Here is a 25,408-nt window from a genome sequence, read left to right as displayed (position 1 = left end):
AAAAAATCGATTCATAAATGGTTAAATGTTTGCTGACCTCCATAAAAAGTTCATAACTGACGCTGTTGCAAACACGTATAGTATTATATCTTTTACTAAATAAGAGATAAAGGAGAAGCGCCGATGTATATTCCAAAGTATTTTAAAGTGAATGAGGAACAAATAATGTATGAATTTATTGAAGACAATGGATTCGCCACTTTGTTTTCGTATCATAATGAAAAGCCTTATGCTACTCATTTGCCCCTGATGTTAAACCGGAAAGAAAAAGCTTTATACGGACATTTTGCTCGTCCGAATCAGCAGTGGAAAGATGCTGGAAATCAAGAAATTTTGGTTGTGTTTCAAGGGCCTCACTGTTATATTTCACCTTCTTGGTATGAAACGAATCAAGCTGTACCAACATGGAATTATGAAGCTGTTCACGTGTATGGAACCATGAAAATGATTGAAGAACCAACAGAACTGCTTGGACTGCTGAGAAAGATGGTGGAGAAATATGAAAGCCCGAGCAGTACATATACACTAAATGACGTTGATCCTGCTTATATGAATGGTTTAAGCAAAGGAATCATTGGGTTTAAAATCGACATCAGCAAAATGGAAGGTAAACAAAAGATAAGTCAAAATCATTCAGTCGAAAGACAGCAGTTAGTCATAGAAAAATTAGAGCAGACATCTCGTGAAAATGAAACAAAAATTGCGGAGCTGATGAAGCAAAATGTGCAGCGCGTGCTTAAGAAGTAACCGCTGTTGGAAAAGATCAGCAGTTTGTTAAAGGGAAGATAAAGAGAAACTAACTATGTGTTTAGTTTCTTTTTTATGTTCACAACATTTTCTTGTTATTGACAAACAGGCTGTATATCCTTTAAAATTATCTTTAATTAAAGATAATTAAATTAAAGATAATTTTAGTGGAAGTTAAAAAATTTATATATTATGAAAAGAGGCGGAGCAGATGGAATTGTTAGGGTTGCATCATGTATCTATTTTGACGGGGAAAGCTGAGAAAAACTATCAGTTTTTCACCAAAGTTTTAGGCATGCGATTAGTAAAAAAAACGGTTAATCAAGATAACACTCAGTCTTACCACTTGTTTTATGCAGATGGAGAAGGGACGCCAGGAACGGAAGTAACGTTTTTTGATATTCCGGGGCTTGCAAGAACGCATCAAGGTGCATCTGACATTTCGACTGTTTCGCTTCGCGTTAAAAGTACGGATTCTTTACACTTTTGGAAAGAGCGCTTCGAGCAGTACGGAGTGGAATATGAAGAAATAGCTAAACGAGCTAATCGTGATACGTTAGCATTTAAAGATTATGAAGGGACACGTTTGCTTCTTGTTGCGGACAACGGTGAAAAAGGGGTAAGAGCAGGCGTGCCGTGGAAGCGCGAAGACATTCCGTTAGAACATGCGATTATCGGCTTAGGACCGGTCACGCTAACGGTGGGTACGGCAGAACCAACTGTTGACGTACTGACAAATATTATGGGATTTCGCTACGTGGGTTCTTATCCATCTCTTGCAGGAGATCATAGAGATATTTTGGTTTATGCAACAGGTGAAGGCGGAAGCGGAGCCGAAGCTCATATTGAAACGAGACCCGATTTGCCGAAAGTTCGCTTAGGGCGCGGTGGCGTTCATCACGTTGCATTCCGTGTTCCAAATGAAGAAGAATACAATAAGTGGGCAAGTCGATTAAATGAAAACAGTCTGCCGAATTCCGGTAAAGTAGAACGATACTATTTTAAAGCACTTTATTTCAGAGAACCAAACGGCATTTTATTTGAATTATCAACGGACACACCTGGATTTGCGACCGATGAACTGCTTGAAACGATGGGCCAAACATTAGCGCTGCCGCCATTTTTAGAGCCTAAGCGCAAAGAAATCGAAGAGAAGCTGAGACCGCTAGATTTGGACGAAACGCTATAGAATTCTTAAGGTGCCTGCCGCCTATTAAGACATTAAAAAACTCCAGTATTAATACTGGAGTTTTTTAGGTTAACACTCATCGTGCCAGAAACCGCAACCACATGCACCAATAATAATGAGTAAAATAAACAGTACGATGATAATGGCGAAACCATTACATCCATGGTGAGGAACGCCATATCCATATTCAGGAACCACATATCCATAGTCAGGCATTGAATATCCGCAGTGTGGAATTATATGATCATAAGCAGGAGCTGTATAGCCGTGGTGAGCCATAGCAGGTGAGAACGGCATATTTTCATTAGAACTAAAAGGTGCGTTTACGTTATTATGCATTTTGATATCTTCCCTTCATTTATAAAACTTTTATAAAGCTTTGATAACTTATTCATATGTTCCAAGGTCCTCATATGAAGCTTATTCACAGCCCAATTATGGTTGATTAACTATATTTTATGGTGAATGGAAATGAAGCAGTGAGTTTTACGATGCTTGCGGCCTTATAAGTTATGTCAGAAGGGAAGGGGTTTACCTGCTTTTGATTGCATACCGCTGTTTCTAGAACGGGTTATGATGAACGTTTTGATTTTCTTAATTCTATATCGTATACGTACCCAAGCTTTCGATGGTTCATAACGTCTTCAGGGGTTGTATTCCAAGGATACATCGGATCTCTAAAGTTTTGACCAAATGGCCCGTTTTTCATCGGCTGATAGTTTTGATTGAGATGAACAATTTGCCATACAGCCCAAATACGATCCACATTTGCGTGGTGTAAAAAGAAGACAGGATCATTCGGAGCAGTAGGGACAACGCCCATCTGTCCGCCAACCCAACGGTGTACGCGATTGTGAAGCTGTGGCCCGTTAATAAATCCTTCAAGCTGATTACGAAAGCTGTTTTGGCTGGTCATATTCCAAGGCGGCGTGTCATATTGAGTTATTTTTAAAGCATCGAGCACATCATCTCGAGTAGGCAATGTAGGTGCCTCTTTAGTTGCTCCAAAATTACGTTTTAGCCCTCCAGAAGGATTTCCTTGTTCATCGATCGTCGTCCAGCGCCCAGCTGCAAATGGCCCGGTATCGACGATAAAATCTTTTTTTGGATTTCCGTTTCCTCCCATAAAATCTGCACTCCAAATTTGTGACTGTGAGGGATCCTGCAGCTGTGCGTCCGTTTCCCATTCCCAATAAGGAAGGGTTACTTCTGGATTGATTGATTGAAGGTCACGTTCGAATCGTAAAAGGTATTCACGATGCCACGGCAAAAAAGCAGAACTCATATGTGCTGCATTTCGATCGCTGCCCGGAGGAGTATGAAATTTACCTGCTGCACCATGCCAGGCTATATAGCGGTCATATATCCCTTTTTCCTTTAGTATTAGCACGGTACGAACAAAATCTCTTTTTTCCGTGTCGGTAAGCCGTAATACGTTTTTTCTAACTCTGTACTTGTTACTCATTTTTTAACCTCTTTCTAAAAAAGAAGCAAGGGGCTGTTTCTTTTTTATATTTAGAATATGTCCAAGAGGTAAGAGTGCTACTGTAAATTTACAGAGACTTTTTTAAAGGTGTAAATCATAAATAGAGGTAAAATAATAAAAGCAGGCATGCGCCTGCTTTTATTCACTGCATTATTATTAATGACCAATTGGATACATGGTCGTTACGCTGTAGTCGTAGTCTTTGCCTCTGTAGTCAGTATACACAACTCTAACTTCTTGGTTTAAGGAACTAATATACTTTTCTTTAACGTAGTTGCCAGATTTATTGTTGGTGCCGTCGTCACCTTTGTTGATGACTTCTTCAGCAACAGACATCGCTTGTTTTTCATTTAAATACTTGCTGAATTGGCTTTTACCTTGGTAATTGTCAACGCCTGGTTTTTGCATATGCGCGACAATGTGGCAATATCCGTATTTATCATTTCCTTCTTGTAAGACAAGTTCTTTGCCGGTAAATAACCTGTCGCTTTGAGTCTCTGCAGAGCATTGGTTGCTTGATGTAGTGTCCGATGTGCTACTCGATGTGCTGCTTGAATTTTCATGCTGCTGAATGAGGGAAATGGGCGAATTGTTGGTAAATACAGCGATGAGAGCAATAACAAGTGCTACAATAGTGTATAGTATTTTGCTGTTTTTAAAAAAATCCATTTCTTTATGTGTCTCCTTTTTGAATCAACGTTAAAATCAAATCGACTTTCTTTTCTAGCTGATCAATTAAGTTTTGTTTTACTTGTTCTGATTGTAATAAAGCGCTTCTTAGTTCGTCCATATCTTTTTGCATATACGCACGGTTTTCTTTTTCTTGCTGCAGCTCTTTTTGAAGAGCGTGTATCGTGGACAGCAATTCTTTATCTTGGTTCATTTCTGCGTTCACCGCCTCTGTGTTGATAAAAAGCAACTTATGCCTACTATATAAAATACCACTATCTCCGCTGTAAATCGACTATTTGGATAGGAAATGAGTCCTCCCGGGTGAGGTTTTAGCAGGATATTGCTAGTTGAGAGGAGAATAGTATGGTTTACCGTAGGTGATAAGCTGCGCAGAAAAGAGGGAAGAAAATGTTTCCGGAATTAGAGACAAAACGGCTGATATTAAGAAAAATTGTAGAAGATGATGCCGGTGAGATTTTAGAATGCTTTTCTGATGAAGAGGTGCTGCGCTATTACGGGCAAAAACCTTTAGAAACGATCAACCAAGTGAAGGAGATCATTAAGGATTTTTCCAAAGGCTACGAAGAAAAGCAATTGATTAAATGGGGGATTCAGCTAAAAGGAAAAGAAAAGCTGATTGGAACAATAGGGTTTCAAGAGTGGTCTTCTGAGCATAAGAAAGTAAACGTAAGCTATGCTCTTTTTCCAGAGTATTGGAACAAAGGGTACGCAACAGAAGCCGTTCATGAAGCGATTTCTCATGGCTTCAACGAACTTCAATACAATCGCATAGGAGCGATTGTATTTACACAAAATAGTGGATCTATCGCCTTGTTGAGCAAATTAGGATTTAAAAAGGAAGGGATGCTAAGAGAGTACATGTTCCAAAACGGCATCCCGTTTGATACATATGTTTATTCGCTACTGCGCGGGGAAGCCAAGATATAATTGTGAGCATAAAAAAAAGGAACATGGGGAGATGTTCCTTTTTTTATGCTTACATTTTTTGTTAGAACGTACGTGCAGCTTCTTTAGCGCGAGCAATGCCGTCTTCTTTAATTTCTTGTGCTTTATCTGGCATTGCAGCCTGTCCTTCTACAAATAGGCTTCCAATAGAAGGAACCCCGAAGAAGTTCATCATAATGCGCATATAGCGGTGACCCATTTCTAGTTCACCAGCAGGGCCGCGAGAGTAGATACCGCCGTTTGCTTGAATATGATACGCTTTTTTATCTGTTAATAGACCTACAGAACCTTCTGCTGTATATTTAAATGATTTTCCAGCTACTGCTACAGCATCTAAGTATGCTTTCATCACTGGTGGGAATGAGAAGTTCCACATTGGTGTAACAAATACATATTTGTCTGCTTGAGCAAATTGGTCACTTAACTCGTTTAAGCGAGCAACTTTGCGCTGTTCTTCAGGAGTAAGCGCGTCAAATTCTGCGCCGCTTCCAAGTTTACCCCATCCGCTGAATACATCACCGTCGATGTGAGGGATATGTTCTTGATATAAATTAACATGAACAATCTCATCCGTTGGGTTTACTTCTTTATACTCGTTAATGAATGCGTCTCCCGCAGCCATACTGAATGATTGCGTAGCATCGTTAGGGTTTGCTGTAATATATAATACTTTTGCCATAATTCTTTTCACCTTTCTGTCTTCAATATATAAATGTTGTTTCATGAATTAAAGATAATATGTTCGAAAACATCTACTACGTTATTAATAGTAACTTACGTAACAAATTTAGTCAAAGGTTTTTTATTTGGTTTTACCATGTTTAAAACTTTTCTTGCTGATAACATATTTTCTGTTTTTATGCGTAAATCCTTTTAAGAAAAGGATTTACGCGTCTTACAGTACGATTTTAAATGTTATGATTTGAAAATAAATATCTTTTTTTGAAGGTGAATAATTTAAAAAAGAAAAAAGAAAAACATATATTTACATAACCTACGTTATGAATAGTAACAAAAAATAACAGCGTTTCATCTTTCCTTTAAACCTATTTTCAGTGCAAAACGAGCAGGAAGGTGATCATTATTTCAAGGGAAATATAAGGGAGGGAAGAGTAAAGAAAAAAGACCTCGATCTGCTTCGAGGTCTTTTTCGTTTCTATTGAATTTAAAATGTTTTGGCCATTGAATGGGCTTTTTGGAATGCTTTTTCTTTAATTTGCGGAATTTGATCCGGGAATTTTACTTGTCCTTCAATAATAATGCTTTCAAACGCTTCAATGCCAAAGAAATCCATCATAATTTCTAAATAGCGATGACCCATTTCTCTTGCCATTTCAGGGCCTTCTGAATACACGTCTCCGCGGGATTGAATGTGTATCGCTTTTTTTCCTTTAAGCAATCCCTGAGCGCCTTCTTTTGTATATGTAAAGGTTTTACCTGACACGGTGATCGCATCAATGTACGTTTTCATAATCGCAGGAACCGAAAAATTCCACATTGGCGTGACAAAAATATATTTGTCAGCGAGTACGAACTGTCCGCCTAGTTCGGCTAATCGTCCCACTTTTAATCGTTCATCCGTTGATAAATCCTGAATGGAAGAGTGAGAACGAAGCTTTTTCCATCCGTTAAATACGTCTGCATCTAAGTATGGAATATCTGCTTGATATAAATCTAAATGAACCACATCATCTTCTGGATGTGTTTGCTTATACACGTCGATAAATTCTTTCCCCACAGCCATGCTAAGCGATTCGTCTTCAGCTAAAGGGTGTGCAGTAATATAGAGAACATTTGCCATGATGCTCATCCTTTCTACGGAGTAATTTTAGTAACTGACATTAATCTTGGACCCAGCTTTCTGCCCACTGGCTAATCGGCCCTAATATTTTGCCTAGCTCTGTTCCTTTTTGAGTCAGCGAATATTCAGAACGAATAGGGCGGTCGGGAATAACATTTCGGACAACGATGCCGTGGTCTTCAAGCTCTTTAATCCGTTCTGTCAAAAGCCTTCTGCTTAAGGCTGGTATACTTTCATTTAATTCACTAAAGCGTTTAGGACCGCTCATAAGTACATAAATGATTAATCCTGTCCACTTCTTGCCAATCAGTTCGAAACTTTTTTCTACTTTAGGTTGAATATCTTTTGGTTCGTCCATATTACGTATCCTCCTTCAAACAATATGGATGAAAAATAACTTATGCATTTATTGTAACAGAAAAAGCATAAAAACATGTGGAAACTTTGGGTGAAGCAGGGTGAAATGAATAATTTCACTAGTATTTGTACCTTGCTTTTCACTTTTTGAAAATCTTTCACACATAGGCTTGTTACAGCATACGATGTACGAATTCATTTTAAGAAAAGGTGGTATGGCCATGGCAGGAGTTATTAACATCTGTAACACAAGAATTAATGGTATGGCGAGGAACGGATCGATGAATTTTGGAGAAGTTCTTCACAACGGACACACAGCGGATGTTAAATCTGTTGGAATCAACTCAACCTATGGAGACATTTCAGCTGCTTGTGCGCGAATGAAAAACACAAATATGGATGCAGATATATTTGATCAAACGGCTGTTGCGAATATTGACGGGGTATATGGAAATCAGCAATAGAAATCATAGAGATAAAGCGGCTTATAACAAGCAAAGTTATAAGCTGTTTTTTAATGTTGTTGTATAGTAGGATACCTTCTATTTACTAATGATAAGCGAATGTAAATGTTCGTTCTAATTATAATGATAGAGCGAATCTGTTATATACGCCTTTTCTAAAAAAAATTATATATTGTACAAGCACCCGGTCATTTATTGAATAGTATATAGAGGAAAAACAAAGAAAGGATGATTAAAATAGACTTGTATGATTCCTATTACAACCGTTCTGATGGAAAATACTATATTAAAAAGAAAAGAATCTTAAACCCTTAAAAGAGTCTAAAAATAAAAGGGATAAAGTAGATAATCCATTATATAAAATGAGTATAAAAAATAATCACAAACACCCTATTAAAGTTAGCATCGTTATGCCCACTTATAATAAATATTATCAAACCTCTCTTTCGCTTTACGGTTTATCAAAACAAACGTTTCCTCAAGCTGAGTATGAAGTCATTTTAGTGGATGACGCTTCTTCCGATAATACGCCCAACATTTTTAAAGAAGCTGATGTCCCGTTCAAATTTAAGTATATCGGTATGAAACAAAATAAAGGGCGTTCCTCAGTACGTAATATAGGAATTAATCATGCTGAAGGAAATCTTTTAATCTTTTTAGATGGAGAAATGCTAGCGCCTCCTGCTTTTATTGAAAATCACTATAAACATCATGTGCATGAATCAAATCTCGTGGTTACCGGTGCCATGCATTATGAGGGAGTCTACACGTTTATTATGCCAGACTATAATGAAGATCAAGTGGCTCACTTGAAAGAACTAGTCAGCAGGGATCCTGAGTATAGAAGATTGTATGAAAACTATGAACAGACGCAGCAGCATTCAAATGTTCCTTGTCCTCTTGTAACAAAAGAAGATATTAATACAAACCGTTTTCAACGTTTATCATTTCCTAATCGTTATTTCCTTAACAGCGGGCTAAAACATTTCGGAGAGCGACTTGAAGGATTTACACTACCTTATATTGCATTTTTAAGTGGAAATGTATCAGTAAGAAAAGCGAACTTAAAAAAATCCGGTCTTTTTGATGAAACGTTTGTTGGCTACGGGGCAGAAGACTGGGAGCTTGGATATAGATTGTATAAAAATGGGGTGCAGTTTGTTTTAGATCCCTCTACGGTTGCCTATCATCAGGAACATGGGATATCGAAGCGGAAAGTGAAAGAGCAATGGGGCAATCACTATCGTTTTGTTAAAAAACATCCCAATATAGACGTTCTTATTCTATCTCTTGAATGGAAAGAGCTTCCGTTTATGCATATGCACCAAACACTAGTTGAATATAAAGAGCTGAAGAAGCGTTTTCCTGACGAATACAATGAACTTACACATGCTTTTCGCCTCATGCTTTTTAGAATTATTGAGTATTTAAATAATGGACAGCCTGTGACGAAACTATATGAACTTCCTCCAGGCTCGGAAGAAAGAATAAAAATTCATCAGCAGCTTGAAACGCTGCGCCCCCGCGGATTTGACTACTTGGCGAGTTCTTTTGAACAAATCTATTACCTTTAGTAATTAACACTTTCAAAGAAAATATAGTATCGTCTCGTGAAAATCGTCTCACTGCAAAAACCCCTCAACTTACGCAAAAAAAATGAGGGGTTTATTTCTATATCTATTTTTTATATAAGGGGAGAACACATGAATCAAAATTCACCAAAATATGTTGCTTTAACGTTTGATGATGGACCCTCAGCCTACACCGTTGCTATTTTAAAAATTCTAAAAAGATATAATGTACGTGCGACATTTTTTGTCGTAGGTGCAGAAGCGGAAAAATTTCCAAGATTAATCCGACGTATTCATAGAGAAAAGCACGTAATTGGAAATCATACGTGGAGTCATCCTGATATTACAACTCTTTCTAAACGCGAATTATGGAAAGAAATCACTTCTACAAATGCTCAAATAGAGAAAATAATAGGTTGTTCTCCAAAGCTGTTTCGTCCACCTTACAGTTCGATAAATGATACAGCTCTTGCTGATATTAAAGAATTGGGAATGACGTCTGTTCTATGGAATGTAGATAGTCAGGATTGGCGTGAAGAAGATCCATTGGCCATATGCAAACATACGATTAAAAATCTACAAGAAAAGAATCTTATTGTCATGCACGATGGGGATCGATACGGCAGCGGAGCGCGAGACCAAATTGTTACTTCATTGCCGAAACTTATTAAGTATTTAATAAATAACGACTATCAATTTGTAACGGTTCCTGAATTTCACCGAGTGGCATTCAAAATTGAAGGATGGTCTTAAGCAAAAAAAGGAATACCCAAGAGGTATTCTTTTTTCTATTGTGAAACAAGATAAAATCGAGAAGGGTTACATGTGCTAATTGATAGAAAGACTAGGTAGAGAAAAGTATTTCACCTTATAGAGGAATTGATTGTTAGGAGATGTCATACTTATACGTTCAATATAAATAAAATTGGTAAAAAATGAATCTTTTTAGAGCATGATTCGTACTAGTAAGTAGATACATAATTTTGATGAAGAAAAGAGGTAGTACATTGAAAAACAAAGGTTTGATCGCTACGATCATTGTGCTAGTGCTTGTTGTAATTTACGGAGTGAGCTCTTACAATAGTCTCGTTAGCGCAGAGGAAGATGTAGATAATAAATTTTCACAAATAGATAATCAACTGAAAAGAAGATCTGATTTAATTCCGAACTTAGTGGAAACCGTAAAAGGCTATGCTAAGCATGAGCAGGAAGCAATTGATTCGGTCACTCAGGCAAGAGCGCAGCTAGCGGGAGCTAAAACTCCTGAAGACAAAGCTGATGCTAATCAACAGTTAAGCGGTGCATTAAACCGCCTGCTCGTAGTGGTTGAAAAATATCCGGATTTAAAAGCGAATGAAAACTTCAGAAGCTTAATGGACAGTTTAGAAGGAACAGAAAATCGACTCGCTGTAGCGCGTAAAGACTATAACGATGAAGTTGCGAAATACAATAAATCGGTTAAGAGATTTCCTAAAAGCATGTTAGCGGGTACGTTCGGCTTTGAAAAAAAGCCATATTTTGAAGTAACAAATGAAGAAAAAGAAGCGCCGAAAGTTGATTTTGGGAGCGATAAGTGATGAAATTTCTTGCTTCGTTTGCTTTATTATTGTCTCTTTTATGTAATACGGTAAGCGTTGCTTTTGCTGCACCTGATATTCCAAATCCGGTAGGCGATATTTATGTTCAGGATTTTGCTCATCTATTAAACGATCAGGAAAAAGCTGAAATAAACCAAATGGGCAGAAAATTGGATGATGAAACGAAAGCTCAAGTAGCGATTCTTACCGTGAATTCATTAGGTGATGCGGATGTAGAAGAGTACGCAAATGAAGCGTTTCGAAAGTATAAACTTGGTGATAAAAAGCTGAACAATGGCGTTCTTATTTTGCTCGCTAAAAAAGAACGAAAAGTTCGAATCGAAGTAGGATACGGGTTAGAAGGAGCCATCACCGATATCAAATCGGGAGAAATCATCGACTCTTATGCCATTCCTAACTTAAAAAATGGTAAATACGATACGGCGCTAGAAAGCACATACAAAGCTGTTTATAACCAAGTCGTAAAAGAGTATGATTTAGGAACAGATTTTGAACAAAAAGTACCAAAAGCAGATGCTCCCTCTGATAGCGGCGTTCATTTAACAACTCTTCAAACGCTGCTGATTGCAGCTGTTATTGTGGGCTTGCTTATTCTCGACTTCGTCTTTTTTAAAGGAGCGATTACACAATTTCTGCTAAACTTCCTTGTGATGTTTGGAGGAAGAGGCGGAGGCGGTGGCAGCGGCGGCAGCGGTCCTCGCGGAGGTGGAGGCGGCAGTTCTGGAGGCGGTGGAGCGAGCCGAGGCTGGTAAAAAGATAAGAGTAAAAAGAGGCTGGGATAAAATTAGGTTAGTGGAAGGAAGATCCGAACGAGATGGATTCTTGATTGAGAATCCAACGCGTTCGGTTTTTTTATTTGTATGGTGAACATAGCTTTCATATCTTCATTCAGTTCCTTCTAGCAGTTGATTGGAGGGCAAGACGAAGACTCCTGCGGGAAAAGCGGTTCAACTCATGTATCCTAGTTGTACGTATTTAAATCGAATTAATTAGGTATGTCTCAACCTCTTTTTTGCTTTGTACAGTTATACCTTAAAAAATAGATTTTTTCCATTATATAAGCATAATCAGAAAAATTTAGGGAACTAAGAAAAAAGTTAGAGATTTACAAATAAAAAGGAAGGTTTTATATGAATACATTTAGATGGATAGCGGCAAGGAAACAGCTCTCTCCTCGTGCTTTTAAAGATGAGCTAAATAGCCAAATATGGTTTAGTCCCTTAATTTATGCTCTTTTTTCTGTCCTTTTAGCTGCATTGACGCTGTTTCTTGATTATTACTGTAAAGTAGGAGAGAAGGTTCCTTCATTTTTTTCAATCAACATGGATTTAACCAATACGTTAGTGAGTACGATTATGCCCGGAATTCTATCGATTACGACGTTTACCTTTAATTTAATGCTTGTTGTGTTTACATCATTTGCAGCTCAGTTTTCTCCTCGCGTGTTAAAAAACTTTGCTTCTTCTAAATCTACTCAGCGAATTCTGGGGATTTTTATAGGGAGTTTTTTGTATACACTTTTTGTTTTTTTATTTTTAAACAGCTCTCAAGTAGACGGATATTTTGCGATTCCATTTGTGACGACGGCGCTATCGGTTTTTAGTGCGGGCACGTTTGTCTACTTTATTAATCACTCTGTGAAGTGGCTGCAAGTAAATCATATGACTCAATCGATGAAAACAGCGTCCATAAAAGCAATTAAGACAACAATCCGCGAGGAACTGGAGATTCATCGAACGCAGTCTAGTCATAGCGAACAATTTTCCTTTCCAGAAGGAGAAAAAAAGCCGGTATGTATTCAAACATCTGGCTATATTCAAACAGTGAACTACAGCCAATTGATTCACTGCGCCAAAGAGCATAATTTAGTTATAAAAATGGAGCGTGAAGTAGGGGATTATGTGCTCAGCGGAACCGTATTGTTTTATTATTGGCATAGAGATTCGACAGAGCAGGATGAAATGGATTGTACCGCCTTTCACCAATATATCCATGTAGGGAAATCTCAGACTGATATTCAAGATACTACGTATATCATTACGAAGTTTGTGGAGATGGCAGTTAAATCACTAGGGAATGATGATTTCAAAACGGCGGTTAACTCCATTCATCAAATTAGCGATATTCTTCGGGAAATTTGTGAAGCTAGTCAATTTTCTTCTTATTTAGTGGATGACAGCGGCGTGATACGAATGGTGATTCCTGATAAAAAATTTGAGGACTTTTTATATGATGGATTCGCTAATATCCGGCACTATGCGAGGCGGAATATTATCATTACGATGGAGCTGCTCAAAACGCTTGGAAATCTCGCTGAGGCCATTGGACCAGCTTATTACGATGACATCTGGGAGTTTGCTGTATACATTTCTAAAGGCTTTGAAGAAGAGTATTTATTTGTTCAAGATAAAAAATACTTTTTACATATTCTTTATGATTTAGCTATTTCTACAAAAAAAGAAGAGCAATATGAGCAAATCGCCAAACAAATGAAGGAATAAAAAAGCCGAAGTCAGACGCTGACATCGGCTTTTCTTTATTTATTTGAACGTTTTAAGATGCTTTTAGCATGTGAAAATGTATCGAAGCTTGCTTTTCCGTGATACGCACCCATTCCGCTGTCACCAACGCCTCCAAACGGAAGATAGTGAGATGTCATATGGTTAATTGTATCGTTAATAGAACCGCCGCCGAATGACACGCTGTTTAAGATGCGATTTTGGACTGCTTCATCTTCAGAGAAAAGATAAAGTGCCAATGGTTTTGGACGTTTTACGATTGCTTCAATTACTTCTGAGATTTCATCGTATACGATGACTGGAAGAATTGGTCCAAAGATTTCATCTTGCATCACATTGTCTTCCCATGAGATGTTGTCAAGAACAGTTGGTTCAATAAACAGACGAGAACGATCCGTTTTGCCTCCAAAAACGATATCTCCGTTTGTTAAGAAGCTGTTAAGACGATCAAAATGCTTTTCGCTCACTACGTGAGGGAAGTCTAGATTTTGTGAAACATCTTCGCCGTACGTGTTTGTTACGACTTGTTTTAGATTAGCTAGCAGCTCGTCTTTTACATTTCGTTGAACAAGAATGTAGTCTGGCGCTACGCAAGTTTGGCCAGCATTTGCAAATTTACCGCGCGCAATGCGTTTAGCTGCTTCTTCAATATTAGCATCTTCGTGTACAATTGTAGGACTTTTTCCGCCTAGCTCAAGCGTAACAGGTGTTAAATGTTTAGCAGCAGCTTCTGCTACAATTTTGCCGACCATTGTACTTCCTGTAAAGAAGATGTAATCAAAGTTTTCTTTTAGTAAAGCCGTGCTTGTTTCCACTTCACCTTCGACTACTGTCAAGTATTCTTCAGGGAAGTTTTCATTAAACATCTTAGCAAGAAGGCTTGACGTATGAGGTGTTAATTCAGAAGGCTTTAACACCACGCAGTTTCCTGCAGCAATCGCGCCTACTACCGGTGATACAGCAAGTTGGAACGGATAGTTCCAAGGTGCAATCACTAGAGCTAAGCCGTATGGATCTTGATAAATGTAGCTTTTTGCTCCTGCGTGAGTAGATGGTGTTTCTACTTCTTTTGGCGCTGCCCATTCTGCAAGATTCTCAACTGCAAAGTCGATTTCGCTTAGCGCAAGACCAACTTCTGCACGTTTTGCTTCCATTTCTGGTTTGTTAAGGTCAGCTTTTACTGCTTTTAAAATGTCATCTTCATGACGTACAACAAGTTCTCTTAATTTCTTTAGCGTTTCGATACGGAACGCAACGTCTTTTGTTTTACCGCTATTAAAGAATGAAAGCTGTTTTTTTGTAAGTTCTTGATAGTTATTCATTGGAAAGTCTCCTTTTACTTCACATTTTTAGCTCTTTATTTATTGAATAGAACTAGCTGCTTATTTCCAAGTTGTAACCGTATTGACCGGTAAACGGTAAGAAGCATGACCTTCGCTTGCTGCTTTTCCGATTGAGATAAGCATAATCGGAACATAACGTTCTTTATCCAGACCGAATGCTTCTGCGATTAATTCTTTTTCGTATCCGCCGATTGGATTTGTGTCATATCCGTGAGCACGAGCAACAAGCATAAGCTGCATAGACACAAGTCCTGAATCAATCAGCACGATGTCTTTCATATCTGCTTTTGGCATGTTTTCATAAATTGGTTTAAAGAAATTTAGCTGCTGTTCTTTAATGTCTTGAGGCATATAGCCAAGTTCTACGGCTTTGCCAAAAATTTCGTCTGCATATTCGACGTTGTTCATGTCACCAAATACAGCAATAACAGCTGAAGATGTATGAACTTGTTCGCTGTTAAATTTCGCAAGTTCAGCTAATTTTTCTTTTCCTTCAGGTGTTTCAATCACAACAAAGCGCCATGGCTGCATATTAACAGAAGAAGGAGCGCGCATAGCTTCGGTAAGAATTTCCTCCATTTCCTCACGGCTGATTTTTACTGAAGGATCATATTTTTTAATTGAACGGCGTTTTAAAGCAATTTCGTTAAAGTCTTTTGTAGTCATAGTCATTATTCCTTTCTTTTTAGGCGTTAAACTTATTTATTTTCATTTCCATATTTTTGATTGCGGACAATTGTTTGATATATCAATAATTGATACATCAACAATATAATACATTGATTTAAGAATTGCAAGGGAAAAAGTTTAAACTTGTGAAAAGGTGTTAACTTAGAAGTGGGAAGACTCATTCTCCAGGGAACAAACAAATATGAGGAAAGTGAGAGATAAAAATAAATTATAAAAATGATCAAACAAAAAGTTTGACTACTTTATCTCTCTTGGTTACGATAAGTAACGAAAAGAAACAAGAGTGAATTTGTCTCTTTTTAAATGACGTACAGTTTGAGAAAGAAGAGACAAAGAAATATTTCTTCTCTATTTAAAAACCTAAACTGTATTTATAATTAGTACAGTATAGCAAGACATATCACGCAGGAAAAGTAGGAGGACTTCAAGATGTACACAGATTTAAAAGATAAAGTAGTAGTTGTAACAGGCGGATCAAAAGGATTGGGTCGCGCAATGGCCGTTCGTTTTGGTCAAGAGCAGTCAAAAGTGGTTGTAAACTACCGCAGCAATGAAGAAGAAGCGCTAGAAGTAAAAAAAGAAATTGAACAAGCTGGCGGCCAAGCAATTATTGTTCGAGGCGACGTAACAAAAGAAGAAGACGTTGTGAATCTTGTAGAGACAGCTGTTAAAGAGTTTGGCACATTAGACGTTATGATTAACAATGCTGGTGTTGAAAACCCGGTTCCTTCACATGAATTATCGTTAGAAAACTGGAATCAAGTAATCGATACAAACTTAACAGGCGCGTTTTTAGGAAGCCGCGAAGCGATTAAATATTTTGTTGAAAATGATATTAAAGGAAACGTTATTAACATGTCCAGCGTTCACGAGATGATTCCTTGGCCACTATTTGTTCACTATGCAGCAAGTAAAGGCGGTATGAAACTAATGACGGAAACATTGGCTCTTGAATATGCGCCAAAAGGTATCCGCGTAAATAACATTGGACCAGGCGCGATCGATACGCCAATCAACGCTGAAAAATTCGCAGATCCGGAACAACGTGCAGACGTAGAAAGCATGATTCCAATGGGCTACATCGGCAACCCGGAAGAAATTGCATCAGTTGCAGCATTCTTAGCATCGTCACAAGCAAGCTACGTAACAGGTATTACACTATTTGCTGATGGCGGTATGACAAAATATCCTTCTTTCCAAGCGGGAAGAGGTTAATAGGTAGAACTGAACGAAAAAGACCTCGGAATATTCCGGGGTCTTTTTCGTATTGTCATAAATGTACGGATTATTTGCTGAATATTGAAACTTTTATTGAAGTGTTACGTATATAAGCTAACGACGAATAAAGGACGTGTTGATATGCTACCGGAAACGATTCAACAAAAAGTAGAGCAGTATAGAGGTTTTTATATCAGCTTAAAAAATGAACTCAAATGGAAAGTGGCAGATCACAAGCAGTTTATGGCTATCGCTTCTATGTATGTAGTGAAAGGCAAATCGTTTCAGCTTCAGCCTTATATTGAGTTAAGTGACTATATTAAAAATCAAGTAGGAATGTTTTCTACATTAAAATCATCGCAGCGGTTTACGATCGCAGCCATGCTGGATACCCGCTATGAGAATCCAAAAGAAACGTTTCATGAATTTCTGGATGTATATGATCAATTGGTACAAGGCGGGTTTACTAGAGGCGCATTTACGTATATCGCGGCTTCTGCTATGCTGTCGAATGAGTCGAGTCGAAGTCATAAAGAAATGGTTCGAAGGTCAGTAGAAATTTATCAAGGCATGAAAAAAAAGCATCTCTTCCTCACATCAAGCGGTGATGTACCTCTTGCCGTTTTATTAGCTGAAACGAGCGAGTCTGTTGATGATTTGATGCATGAAATTGAACACTTTTATACCACATTGGCGCAGCATGGATTTAAAAAAGGAAATGACCTTCAATTTTTAAGTCATATTCTCGCAAACGATAAAAACTTACATGGAGATACCCTTATTGAAAGATGCCTAGCAGTAAAAGAAATCTGTGAATCGGCAGGTATGAAAGTAAAAGCAATGCATTACCCAGTCCTTGGCTTATTAGCACTGTTTGAAAAACCGGAAGCTGAAATTGAAATTATCCATGAAGCTGTAAAGCAGCTGAATGCAGATAAACTTTTTAAGTGGCAGAAAGACATCAATGTTATGCTGGCGGTTAATCTGGTTATCAGTGAAAAGCTAAAGGATTCTAGACTGGTCGAAACAGGCATCTATACAACGATTGAAACGATTATTCAAGCCCAGCAAGCGGCTATGCTAGCGGTTATTGCGAGCACTTCAGCGGTTGCTACTACGACTACTACTTGATAAATTAACCGGCTATAAAAAGAGGCTGGGACATAACTACATGAATCTAACCTAAAGGTGAATCAATGGGATAAATGAGCTGAACCGCTTATAACACCGCGGTTGATTTCCGTGCAAGGCTTCGCTTTCCGCGGGCGGCCGCTGAGCCTCCTCGTCACTTGCGCTCCTGCGGGGTCTCACCTGTTCCGCTTTTCCCGCCGGAGTCTTCGCCTTGCCCTCCAATCAACCTCTAGAAGTACCATATACATGAAACCTACGTTCACCATGCCGATGAAAAAATCCGAACGAAGTTGATTCTCCATCAAGAATCTTGATTCCTCGTTCGAATTTACATTTAACTAGAATACTTTTATCTCAGCTTTTCTCTTAAAAAGTATAAACCTCGCCATCATCTGGAATAAAGACGCGGGACGCCATATCTTTTTCGTTGATAAAGCCTTTTAGCTCTTCTCTTGATAACGTCCAGTGATTTACAGCTTCCATATGGACAGAAACAATCGTAGCATGAGGGGCCGCTTTAAAAACTTGGTAAATATCTTCTTTCCCCATCACAAGAGAACCGCCTTCTAAAAATTGATTATCTCCGCCGTTTACGACAATGATCTCTGGTTTATGTGTATTGATTTCTTCTTCAACAGCGGAATACCATACCGTATCTCCAGCTACATAAAGCGTTTTTTCATTCTTATGTTTAAAAACAACGCCGCACACTAAACCAGTACGCTTTAAAATTTCTCCTCTTCCGTGTTCACCTTTTGTTTTGATTAATTCAACGCCTTCAAAAACCGTGTTTTGCGTAAGTACTTCTACATTTTTAAAACCAGCTTCTTTTACTACTGCGGCATCTTCTTCATTTTGAACGAACATTTTGATGTCTTTTGGCAAAGCCTGTTTAGCGGCATCGTCAAAATGGTCTAAATGGAGGTGAGTGACAATAACCGCATCTACATCAGCAATAATTTCTTCAACGGATATCGGTAAGTTCACTAAAGGGTTGTTTTGATCTTGTCTGATCGAATTTGGGAAAGGAGGGTACGTGCCTTTCTCTGCTAACATAGGATCAATTAAAAACGTTTTTCCTCCGTATTCAACAATTAGAGTAGCGTTACGAATATGTGTAATCTTCATCTGTATCTCTCCTTTTTTTGATCTACGTATAGTTTATAGGATACTCTAGTTGCAAATACATAGATAAAATCAAGTCTTTTAACACTTTCACTTGATAAATGAAAGAATAGTAGTCAAAAGCAAAAAGAACCGAAACAGTGCTGTTTAGGTTCTTTTTAGGATTTTTTTTATCTCTTTATATATACGTACTTGGTTGCGTCCATGTTGTTTGGCAGCGTACAGGGCGATATCTGCTTTATTCAACAGCTCATCTAACGTTTCATTTTCTTGTTTTTCCGCTTGTGCTACTCCAAGACTTAGCGTAATAGAAATGGTTTCTTCATTAATCAGTAAGGGCTGAGTCTCGACGTGACGGCGAATTTGGTCAGCAAGCGTTTCGCCTTCGGATAAAGTATAGCCCTTTAGCGCGAGTACAAATTCTTCACCGCCGTACCGAGCAAAAAGGGCTCCTTGCGGTAATACGGACTGGCAGGCTTTTACAACATGTAAAAGCACCTGATCGCCGGTATAATGACCATACGTATCGTTCACTTTTTTAAAATAATCTATATCAAGTAAAAGAAGCGTAAAAGAAGATGCGGGCTTTTTTGCTTCATCGAATGCTTGCTTGCTGTGCTGAAAAAATGCCCTGCGATTATAAATTTGCGTCAGCTCATCGTAATAAGCTTGATTTTCAAGCTTTAGCTGAAGTCTTTTTAGCTCTGTGATATCCGTAAAAATAAGCAGCAAGCCGTGACTGTTGTTGGCATACTGCAAAGGAGAGGTGCGAACTTGATACGTATACTGAGATTGATCCCCAGAAAAAAGCTGCAGCTCTTGACTGCTGTTTTTATTTTCTAATGTAAAAGGAAATGAACTGCCCGATAGCGTGAACCAAATATCAGCAAAACGTTTTCCAAACATCGCTTTTTTCAGCTGCGGAAACATGTTCTTCGACGCTAAGTTAAATTCAATTAATCTGTAAGCTTCATCAAGCACGATAACACCGTCATTGATGCTGTTAAATATCGCATCTTTCGCAACGGGCATGACTGTAAACATACGCGATGAGTTAATGGACCATAAATATAAAAAAGAAGAAATCCATAAAACCATGGGAACTGGATCAATTCCCTGCGGCGTAAAGCCCATTAAATAGACAAAAGCTGTGACGATAGGGACTAATTGCCCGACCATTAATGCAATTAACTGCAGGCGGTAAGCTTTAGCTGTTTCTTTCCAGCGGTAAACGGCGAGCAAAAAAGCAACAAACATAGACGAAAAGATGAACATTCCATGAATCATGTACCAGGTCCCAATTTCTTGATGAATGTAAGGAGCACCTAAAACTGGGTCAATTTCAAACACTCGGTAATGAAAGTGATGCCAGTCATTTGTTGCGACCATAATCAAACTAATAAACGGAATGATAAAAAGCGCAAAAATATGTTTTTTCCTCACCTTTATGCCGACATACTGCATAACAAACAGCAGTCCTGCAGGAGGTGAAAAAGGCATGCCCACGTATTGAATAACGGTCCAAAATTTCATTTCCACGAGGTTAACGGATAGTAAGCTAAATGCCGCACCAATACAATAAACGGCGGTGAATCCCGTATGAAGAATAAATAAATGCGCAATGTTAGCGTAGTGATGACGCTTAATAAATACGTAAAAACATAAGTATAGATTAAGAACACCGGACGTGCAGATAAGCGTTATATAAGCGGTTAAATCTAAATTCACAATTGTATCCCTCATTAAGAAAGCATTTTTAGTTAAATGTAGCACAGTTGAAATAAAATGTGGATGTTTTATGTGGGAAATGAGCAGTGGATAGTAGAGGGATACCTCGTTTATAAGCAGCTTCTTTATGAGAATAGTAGATTATTAAAAATTCAGTATTTTATATATTGACATCGCTTTCATAGTGGAATATAATTTCAGTAATAACTTAAAACTGGATTGTTACTGATTCGATCAGGCATTACCTGTGTTAAAAATACGTGAGGTGTTCATGTGTTTTTAAGATGGGATTTTTACGTTTGTTCTGATGTGGGGGAAGCATCTATGAAATTTGTTAAAGTATTTAATAATAACGTAGCATTGGTCAAAGACTCCTCTAATGTAGAATGGGTCATCATGGGAACAGGCGTCGGTTTCCAAAAGAAAAAAGGTGATCCAGTTGATAAGGCTGTCATTCGACGAAAGTTTGTGGCGGAGTCGTCCAATATTCGTAGACCGCTGGCTCAAATTCTGGAGAGCATCAAACCAGAAATTCTCGAGGTTTCTGTAGAGTTAATCAAGCAAGCAGAAAGAGAAATAGGTGAGCCTTTTCGCACCAATATTCATTTGACTCTTGCGGATCACTTAAATTTTGCGATTGAACGAAGCCATAATGGCCTTGAATACGCGCAGCCAAGCCGCTGGGAAGTCAAGAAGCTTTATCCGAAAGAGTATAATGCTGCGGTTAACGCGATTCGACTAGTGTATGACCGGCTTGATGTGCTGCTTCCTAAAAGTGAAGAAACGTTTCTCACCTATCATTTTGTAAACGCACAGAATGTACAAGCAAAAGTGGAAGAAACGATGAAGATGACTGAAGTGATTAATCGAATTATCGATGTTGTTCAATATCATTTTCAGCTCAAACTTGATGAAGAATCCATGAACTATTCTCGCTTTGTCACGCATCTACGATTTTTTGTTTTACGTCAGCTGGATCAGAACCCACATGTTTCTCCGGAAGTTGATGCTACGCTGCTGGATGTCGTAAAAACAAAGTATGAAAAAGCATATAAAGCTGTTGAAAAAGTGGCTAATTTACTTCATAAACAGCATGGTTGGTCTTTAACTTCAGATGAAAAGCTTTACTTAACGCTACACATTTGGCGAGTGACGAATCTAGTAGAAACTGAATAATCGTTCTTATTTGGAGGATTGTTACTGACTTGATCAGGCATTACCCAAGCAGACATTTGCATGTATCAAACATGCGGTGATCTGTTTGGGTTTTTTTATTGAAAAAAGGAGGGATATAAATGACTTCATATAAAGAAACGGCTAAACAAGTAGTAGATAAAATCGGTGGAGCACAGAATGTTAAGCAGGCTTGGCACTGTGTGACGAGACTTCGCTTTAATCTTCATGACAAGAATAAGGTGCAGGTGGAGGAAATTAAGCAAATAAAAGGAGTGATGGGCGCTCAATTTTCCGGTGATCAGTTTCAAGTCATTATTGGAAACAGAGTTGCTGAAGTTTTTGAAGAAGTTGACCCCTTGCTGGGCAGTGGAAGAGCTACCGAGGAGAAAAGCAGCCAAAAACAAGGCGTTGTTTCACTTCTAATGGATAGTATTTCAGGGATTTTTACTCCTATCTTACCAGCCCTTATTGGTGCGGGTATGCTAAAAGCTTTTGTCGCTTTATTTGCTACGCTAGGATGGCTGAGCATAGAAAGTGATACGTACGCAGTGCTGAATGCAATTGGGGACGGAGTCTTTTACTTTCTGCCATTTTTCTTAGCTGTTTCAGCAGCTCGCAAGTTTAAAACAAATGAATACTTAGCGCTTGCTTTAGCAGCTGCCATGCTGTATCCGACCTTTGTAGATGCAGCGAGAGGCATTACGAAAATAAAAGAATTCACGTTATTTGGAATCGATTTTATATCCATTCCAGTGGTTAACTATACGTCTAGTGTAATACCGATTATTTTAGGTGTACTTCTATTAAAATATATATACAAATTTGTTCGTTCATGGATGCCGGCTACCGTTACGGTCATGTTTTCACCACTGCTTGCACTTCTAATCGCCGCACCTATTACGTTATGGTTAATCGGTCCGCTTGGAACGTATATGGGAGACGGATTAGCAAGTATGTTCTCATGGATGTTTGAAACAGCAGGTCCGCTGGCAGGTCTTTTACTAGCAGGTCTTATGCCTCTTATTATCATGACCGGTATGCACTATGCAATAGCTCCTATTGCGATTCAAAATCTAAAAGTATATGGATTTGACAATGTTTTGATGCCGATGATGTATATCAGCAACCTTGCTCAAGGAGGAGCCGCTTTTGGAGTAGCGTTGAAGACAAAAAATAAAGATTTAAAACAAGTTGCGTTTTCATCAGCTATTTCAGCTGTTATCGGAATTACAGAGCCTGCCATGTACGGGGTAAACATGAAGTTGAAAAAACCTTTTTATTACGCTATTGCCTCTAGCGCACTGCTCGGCGGCTTTGCCGGATGGTATGGGTTTAAAGCTTTTACATTAGGAGGATTAGTCGGAATCTTTGCTATTCCTACGTTTGCAGATCCAAGCGGGGCAGCAGGCAATTTGATTGTCGCAGTAGCGCTGCTGGCAGGGGCCGTTATTTTACCAGCCGTCTTGGTCCTTACTCTTGGGTTTAAAGATATTGCTTCAGAAGAACCAGAAAAAAATACAATAAAACTTGAAGAACATCCTGTCAAGGAAGAAGCGCCACTGCAAAATGTTTCTCTAGCAGTAGAGGAGAAAAAAAGTGGTAAAACAAAAAACGTCTTCTCTCCGTTACACGGAGAACTTGTACCGCTGCATCAAGTGTCAGATCCAACATTTGCTCAAGAAATTATGGGTAAAGGAATTGCGATTAAACCTAGTGAAAACCGCGTAGTCTCGCCTATCGCTGGAACGATTATGGTGTTGCCTGATTCTCAACACGCAATTGGCATTAAAGGAGAAGACGGAGAGGAAATTTTAATTCATATTGGAATTGATACCGTTTCTTTAAAAGGAGAGCATTTTAAGGCGCTGGTGAAAGAAAAAGATCATGTAAATGCAGGGCAGCCGCTAGTTGAATTTGACCGACATGCGATTGCAGAAGCTGGATTTGAAACTGTTACGATGGTTATTGTCACAAACACCGCAGAGTATTTAGATGTGCTGTCTGTCAATGAAATAGGTCCAATTTTTGAAGGGGAACAGCTACTTTCTGTAGTAAAATAAATGCTATTTTTAATAAAAATATGAGAAAAGGACGTGGGGACTATGTTAACAAATGATACTGTATTTAAAAAGGGATTTTTATGGGGAGGAGCAACAGCTGCTAACCAAATTGAAGGAGCTTATGACGTTGATGGAAAAGGGCTGTCTACTGCAGATATGATCCGATTTGTCCCAAAAGACGAACGAACTGGTTATTCGATGGATGTAAAAGCAGATTATATTGAAGATGTGCTTAACAACAAAGTAAACGATCGTTTTCCAAAGCGTACGGCTATCGACTTTTATCATCGCTATAAAGAAGATATCGCATTATTCGCGGAAATGGGGTTTAAAACGCTTCGCATTTCGATCAACTGGGCGAGAATTTTCCCTAATGGAGATGATGTGAATCCAAACGAAGCAGGGTTGCAATTTTACGATAACCTATTTGATGAAATGTTAAAGTACGGAATTGAGCCGTTAGTGACGCTTTCGCATTATGAAACGCCGCTGGAGCTTACGCGTAAATACAACGGCTGGTACAGCCGCAAGCTAATTGGCTTTTATACACGCTACGCAGAAACGGTATTTACACGCTATAAAAACAAAGTGAAATACTGGCTGACGTTTAATGAAATCAATGTGATTACCCATAGTCCTTATACAGGCGGCGGTATTTTAGTTGAAAACGTTCCAAATCAGTCAGCGGAACAAATTGCGTATCAAGGAGCGCATCATCAGTTTGTTGCGAGTGCACTTGCCACTAAGCTAGCTCACGAGATTATTCCTGATGTAAAAGTAGGGTGTATGCTTGCGCGTATGACAACGTATCCTGTGACGAATCATCCGGACGATATTTTACTAGCACAGCATAAAAATGACTTGAACTTATTTTTTACAGATGTTCAAGTGCGCGGAGAATATCCAAAGGTAATGGAGCGTTACTTTAAAGAGAACAACATTCAAATCGTAAAAGAAGTAGGGGACGATGAAATTATCAAACAATATCCCGTTGACTTTATTTCATTTAGCTACTATATGTCTCTTTCTGTCACAACTCAAAGTGAAGAAGAAAATGTCCTAGGAAATATGATTGCGGGAAGTGTAAAAAATCCTCACCTTCAAACGTCCGATTGGGGATGGCAAATCGATCCGAAAGGACTTCGCTATACGTTACAAGATTTTCATAACCGTTACGGCAAACCGCTGTTTATTGTTGAAAATGGGTTAGGAGCTCATGACAAAGTAGAAGAAGACGGCTCGATTCATGATCCGTATCGTGTAGATTACTTAAGACAGCATATTGAGCAAATGAAAGAAGCCGTCAAAGATGGTGTAGACTTAATGGGCTATACAGCGTGGGGACCTATTGATTTAATCAGTGTGTCAACAAACGAAATGTCAAAACGATACGGCTTTATTTACGTAGATCAAGACGATGAAGGAAATGGTACGCTTGAACGATCTAAAAAAGATTCCTTTTACTGGTATAAACAAGTGATTCAGACAAATGGAGAAGATTTATCTTCATCTCCAAAAGTCAAAGTTTCTCAGTAAAAAACACATGCCTGAAAACACGAGATGTTCC

The 25,408-nt window shown here is 38.5% G+C and carries 25 protein-coding genes; 14 read left to right on the top strand and 11 right to left on the bottom strand.

Going from position 1 to position 25,408, the window contains the following annotated elements; all coding sequences use genetic code 11:
• Window positions 1–123: 123 nt before the first annotated feature.
• Both ACFX4N_RS11515 and ACFX4N_RS11510 read left to right on the top strand, forming a co-directional pair.
• Entirely contained in the window at window positions 124–747 is a 624-nt protein-coding gene (locus ACFX4N_RS11515; protein ID WP_098277713.1) for an FMN-binding negative transcriptional regulator, read from the top strand.
• Window positions 748–958: 211 nt separating this feature from the next.
• Complete coding sequence (locus ACFX4N_RS11510; protein WP_301264500.1) at window positions 959–1,936, top strand: ring-cleaving dioxygenase; 978 nt, start codon at window positions 959–961, stop codon at window positions 1,934–1,936.
• 69 nt (window positions 1,937–2,005) lie between these two features.
• On the opposite strand, the gene ACFX4N_RS11505 is transcribed toward ACFX4N_RS11510, so the two are convergent.
• From ACFX4N_RS11505 to ACFX4N_RS11490, 4 genes are all read right to left on the bottom strand, one after another.
• Window positions 2,006–2,152: a YjcZ family sporulation protein gene (locus ACFX4N_RS11505; RefSeq protein WP_377261828.1), complete on the bottom strand. Its 147-nt coding sequence runs from the start codon at window positions 2,150–2,152 to the stop codon at window positions 2,006–2,008.
• A gap of 355 nt (window positions 2,153–2,507) precedes the next feature.
• Window positions 2,508–3,401, bottom strand: a complete 894-nt coding sequence (locus ACFX4N_RS11500; RefSeq protein WP_301264498.1) for a tyrosinase family protein — start codon at window positions 3,399–3,401, stop codon at window positions 2,508–2,510.
• Between the two features lie 177 nt (window positions 3,402–3,578).
• Window positions 3,579–4,091, bottom strand: coding sequence for a hypothetical protein (locus ACFX4N_RS11495; RefSeq protein ID WP_057273620.1), 513 nt, complete (start codon window positions 4,089–4,091; stop codon window positions 3,579–3,581).
• A 4-nt stretch (window positions 4,092–4,095) separates the two neighbouring features.
• Entirely contained in the window at window positions 4,096–4,305 is a 210-nt protein-coding gene (locus ACFX4N_RS11490) for a hypothetical protein (RefSeq protein WP_029323142.1), read from the bottom strand.
• 197 nt (window positions 4,306–4,502) lie between these two features.
• Between ACFX4N_RS11490 and ACFX4N_RS11485 the strand changes: the two genes are divergently transcribed.
• Window positions 4,503–5,042: a GNAT family N-acetyltransferase gene (locus ACFX4N_RS11485; RefSeq protein WP_274589129.1), complete on the top strand. Its 540-nt coding sequence runs from the start codon at window positions 4,503–4,505 to the stop codon at window positions 5,040–5,042.
• A gap of 61 nt (window positions 5,043–5,103) precedes the next feature.
• On the opposite strand, the gene ACFX4N_RS11480 is transcribed toward ACFX4N_RS11485, so the two are convergent.
• From ACFX4N_RS11480 to ACFX4N_RS11470, 3 genes are all read right to left on the bottom strand, one after another.
• Window positions 5,104–5,739 (bottom strand): FMN-dependent NADH-azoreductase, encoded by a 636-nt coding sequence (locus ACFX4N_RS11480; protein ID WP_013058078.1) that lies wholly within the window; start codon window positions 5,737–5,739, stop codon window positions 5,104–5,106.
• Between the two features lie 486 nt (window positions 5,740–6,225).
• Entirely contained in the window at window positions 6,226–6,861 is a 636-nt protein-coding gene (locus tag ACFX4N_RS11475) for an FMN-dependent NADH-azoreductase (RefSeq protein ID WP_013058077.1), read from the bottom strand.
• A gap of 40 nt (window positions 6,862–6,901) precedes the next feature.
• Window positions 6,902–7,219, bottom strand: coding sequence for a winged helix-turn-helix transcriptional regulator (locus ACFX4N_RS11470; RefSeq protein WP_013058076.1), 318 nt, complete (start codon window positions 7,217–7,219; stop codon window positions 6,902–6,904).
• A 220-nt stretch (window positions 7,220–7,439) separates the two neighbouring features.
• On the opposite strand from ACFX4N_RS11470, the gene ACFX4N_RS11465 reads away from it, so the two are divergent.
• The 6 genes from ACFX4N_RS11465 to ACFX4N_RS11440 all read left to right on the top strand — a co-directional run bounded on the left by ACFX4N_RS11465 (window position 7,440) and on the right by ACFX4N_RS11440 (window position 13,352).
• On the top strand, window positions 7,440–7,682 hold the full coding sequence (locus ACFX4N_RS11465) for a spore germination protein (RefSeq protein ID WP_029323136.1): 243 nt from the start codon (window positions 7,440–7,442) through the stop codon (window positions 7,680–7,682).
• Between the two features lie 362 nt (window positions 7,683–8,044).
• Window positions 8,045–9,256 carry a glycosyltransferase family 2 protein gene (locus ACFX4N_RS11460; protein WP_377261412.1) on the top strand — a complete coding sequence of 404 codons (1,212 nt, stop codon included), beginning with the start codon at window positions 8,045–8,047 and terminating at the stop codon, window positions 9,254–9,256.
• Between the two features lie 129 nt (window positions 9,257–9,385).
• Window positions 9,386–10,006, top strand: a complete 621-nt coding sequence (locus ACFX4N_RS11455; RefSeq protein WP_029323133.1) for a polysaccharide deacetylase family protein — start codon at window positions 9,386–9,388, stop codon at window positions 10,004–10,006.
• A 254-nt stretch (window positions 10,007–10,260) separates the two neighbouring features.
• Window positions 10,261–10,830, top strand: a complete 570-nt coding sequence (locus tag ACFX4N_RS11450) for a LemA family protein (protein WP_013058074.1) — start codon at window positions 10,261–10,263, stop codon at window positions 10,828–10,830.
• Window positions 10,830–11,603, top strand: coding sequence for a TPM domain-containing protein (locus tag ACFX4N_RS11445; RefSeq protein ID WP_057273618.1), 774 nt, complete (start codon window positions 10,830–10,832; stop codon window positions 11,601–11,603). The genes ACFX4N_RS11450 and ACFX4N_RS11445 overlap by 1 nt, the downstream gene beginning before the upstream one ends.
• A 378-nt stretch (window positions 11,604–11,981) precedes the next feature.
• Window positions 11,982–13,352, top strand: coding sequence for a DUF2254 domain-containing protein (locus ACFX4N_RS11440; protein ID WP_098399616.1), 1,371 nt, complete (start codon window positions 11,982–11,984; stop codon window positions 13,350–13,352).
• A 35-nt stretch (window positions 13,353–13,387) separates the two neighbouring features.
• Here ACFX4N_RS11440 and ACFX4N_RS11435 read toward each other — a convergent pair whose 3' ends face one another.
• On the bottom strand, window positions 13,388–14,692 hold the full coding sequence (locus ACFX4N_RS11435) for an aldehyde dehydrogenase (RefSeq protein WP_301264496.1): 1,305 nt from the start codon (window positions 14,690–14,692) through the stop codon (window positions 13,388–13,390).
• 60 nt (window positions 14,693–14,752) lie between these two features.
• Window positions 14,753–15,379 carry a nitroreductase family protein gene (locus ACFX4N_RS11430; RefSeq protein ID WP_078082002.1) on the bottom strand — a complete coding sequence of 209 codons (627 nt, stop codon included), beginning with the start codon at window positions 15,377–15,379 and terminating at the stop codon, window positions 14,753–14,755.
• Between the two features lie 453 nt (window positions 15,380–15,832).
• On the opposite strand from ACFX4N_RS11430, the gene gdh reads away from it, so the two are divergent.
• Both gdh and ACFX4N_RS11420 read left to right on the top strand, forming a co-directional pair.
• A complete protein-coding gene (gdh, locus tag ACFX4N_RS11425; protein ID WP_013058068.1) occupies window positions 15,833–16,618 on the top strand; it encodes a glucose 1-dehydrogenase in 786 nt (261 codons plus the stop codon).
• Between the two features lie 144 nt (window positions 16,619–16,762).
• Window positions 16,763–17,752 carry a DUF4003 family protein gene (locus ACFX4N_RS11420; RefSeq protein WP_192100254.1) on the top strand — a complete coding sequence of 330 codons (990 nt, stop codon included), beginning with the start codon at window positions 16,763–16,765 and terminating at the stop codon, window positions 17,750–17,752.
• Between the two features lie 366 nt (window positions 17,753–18,118).
• Here ACFX4N_RS11420 and ACFX4N_RS11415 read toward each other — a convergent pair whose 3' ends face one another.
• Window positions 18,119–18,880, bottom strand: a complete 762-nt coding sequence (locus ACFX4N_RS11415) for an MBL fold metallo-hydrolase (RefSeq protein ID WP_098547927.1) — start codon at window positions 18,878–18,880, stop codon at window positions 18,119–18,121.
• Between the two features lie 144 nt (window positions 18,881–19,024).
• Window positions 19,025–20,620, bottom strand: a complete 1,596-nt coding sequence (locus ACFX4N_RS11410; RefSeq protein ID WP_199866390.1) for a histidine kinase N-terminal 7TM domain-containing diguanylate cyclase — start codon at window positions 20,618–20,620, stop codon at window positions 19,025–19,027.
• Between the two features lie 309 nt (window positions 20,621–20,929).
• On the opposite strand from ACFX4N_RS11410, the gene ACFX4N_RS11405 reads away from it, so the two are divergent.
• The 3 genes from ACFX4N_RS11405 (at window position 20,930) to ACFX4N_RS11395 (ending at window position 25,377) form a co-directional block, all read left to right on the top strand.
• On the top strand, window positions 20,930–21,781 hold the full coding sequence (locus ACFX4N_RS11405) for a PRD domain-containing protein (RefSeq protein WP_029323116.1): 852 nt from the start codon (window positions 20,930–20,932) through the stop codon (window positions 21,779–21,781).
• A 119-nt stretch (window positions 21,782–21,900) separates the two neighbouring features.
• Complete coding sequence (locus ACFX4N_RS11400; protein WP_192100256.1) at window positions 21,901–23,841, top strand: beta-glucoside-specific PTS transporter subunit IIABC; 1,941 nt, start codon at window positions 21,901–21,903, stop codon at window positions 23,839–23,841.
• A 42-nt stretch (window positions 23,842–23,883) separates the two neighbouring features.
• Window positions 23,884–25,377 (top strand): glycoside hydrolase family 1 protein, encoded by a 1,494-nt coding sequence (locus ACFX4N_RS11395; RefSeq protein ID WP_192100257.1) that lies wholly within the window; start codon window positions 23,884–23,886, stop codon window positions 25,375–25,377.
• The last annotated feature ends 31 nt before the right edge of the window (window positions 25,378–25,408 follow it).

This window comes from Priestia sp. YIM B13551 (assembly GCF_042787905.1).
Taxonomy (GTDB): domain Bacteria; phylum Bacillota; class Bacilli; order Bacillales; family Bacillaceae_H; genus Priestia.
This window is presented reverse-complemented; position numbering and strand designations above follow the sequence as displayed.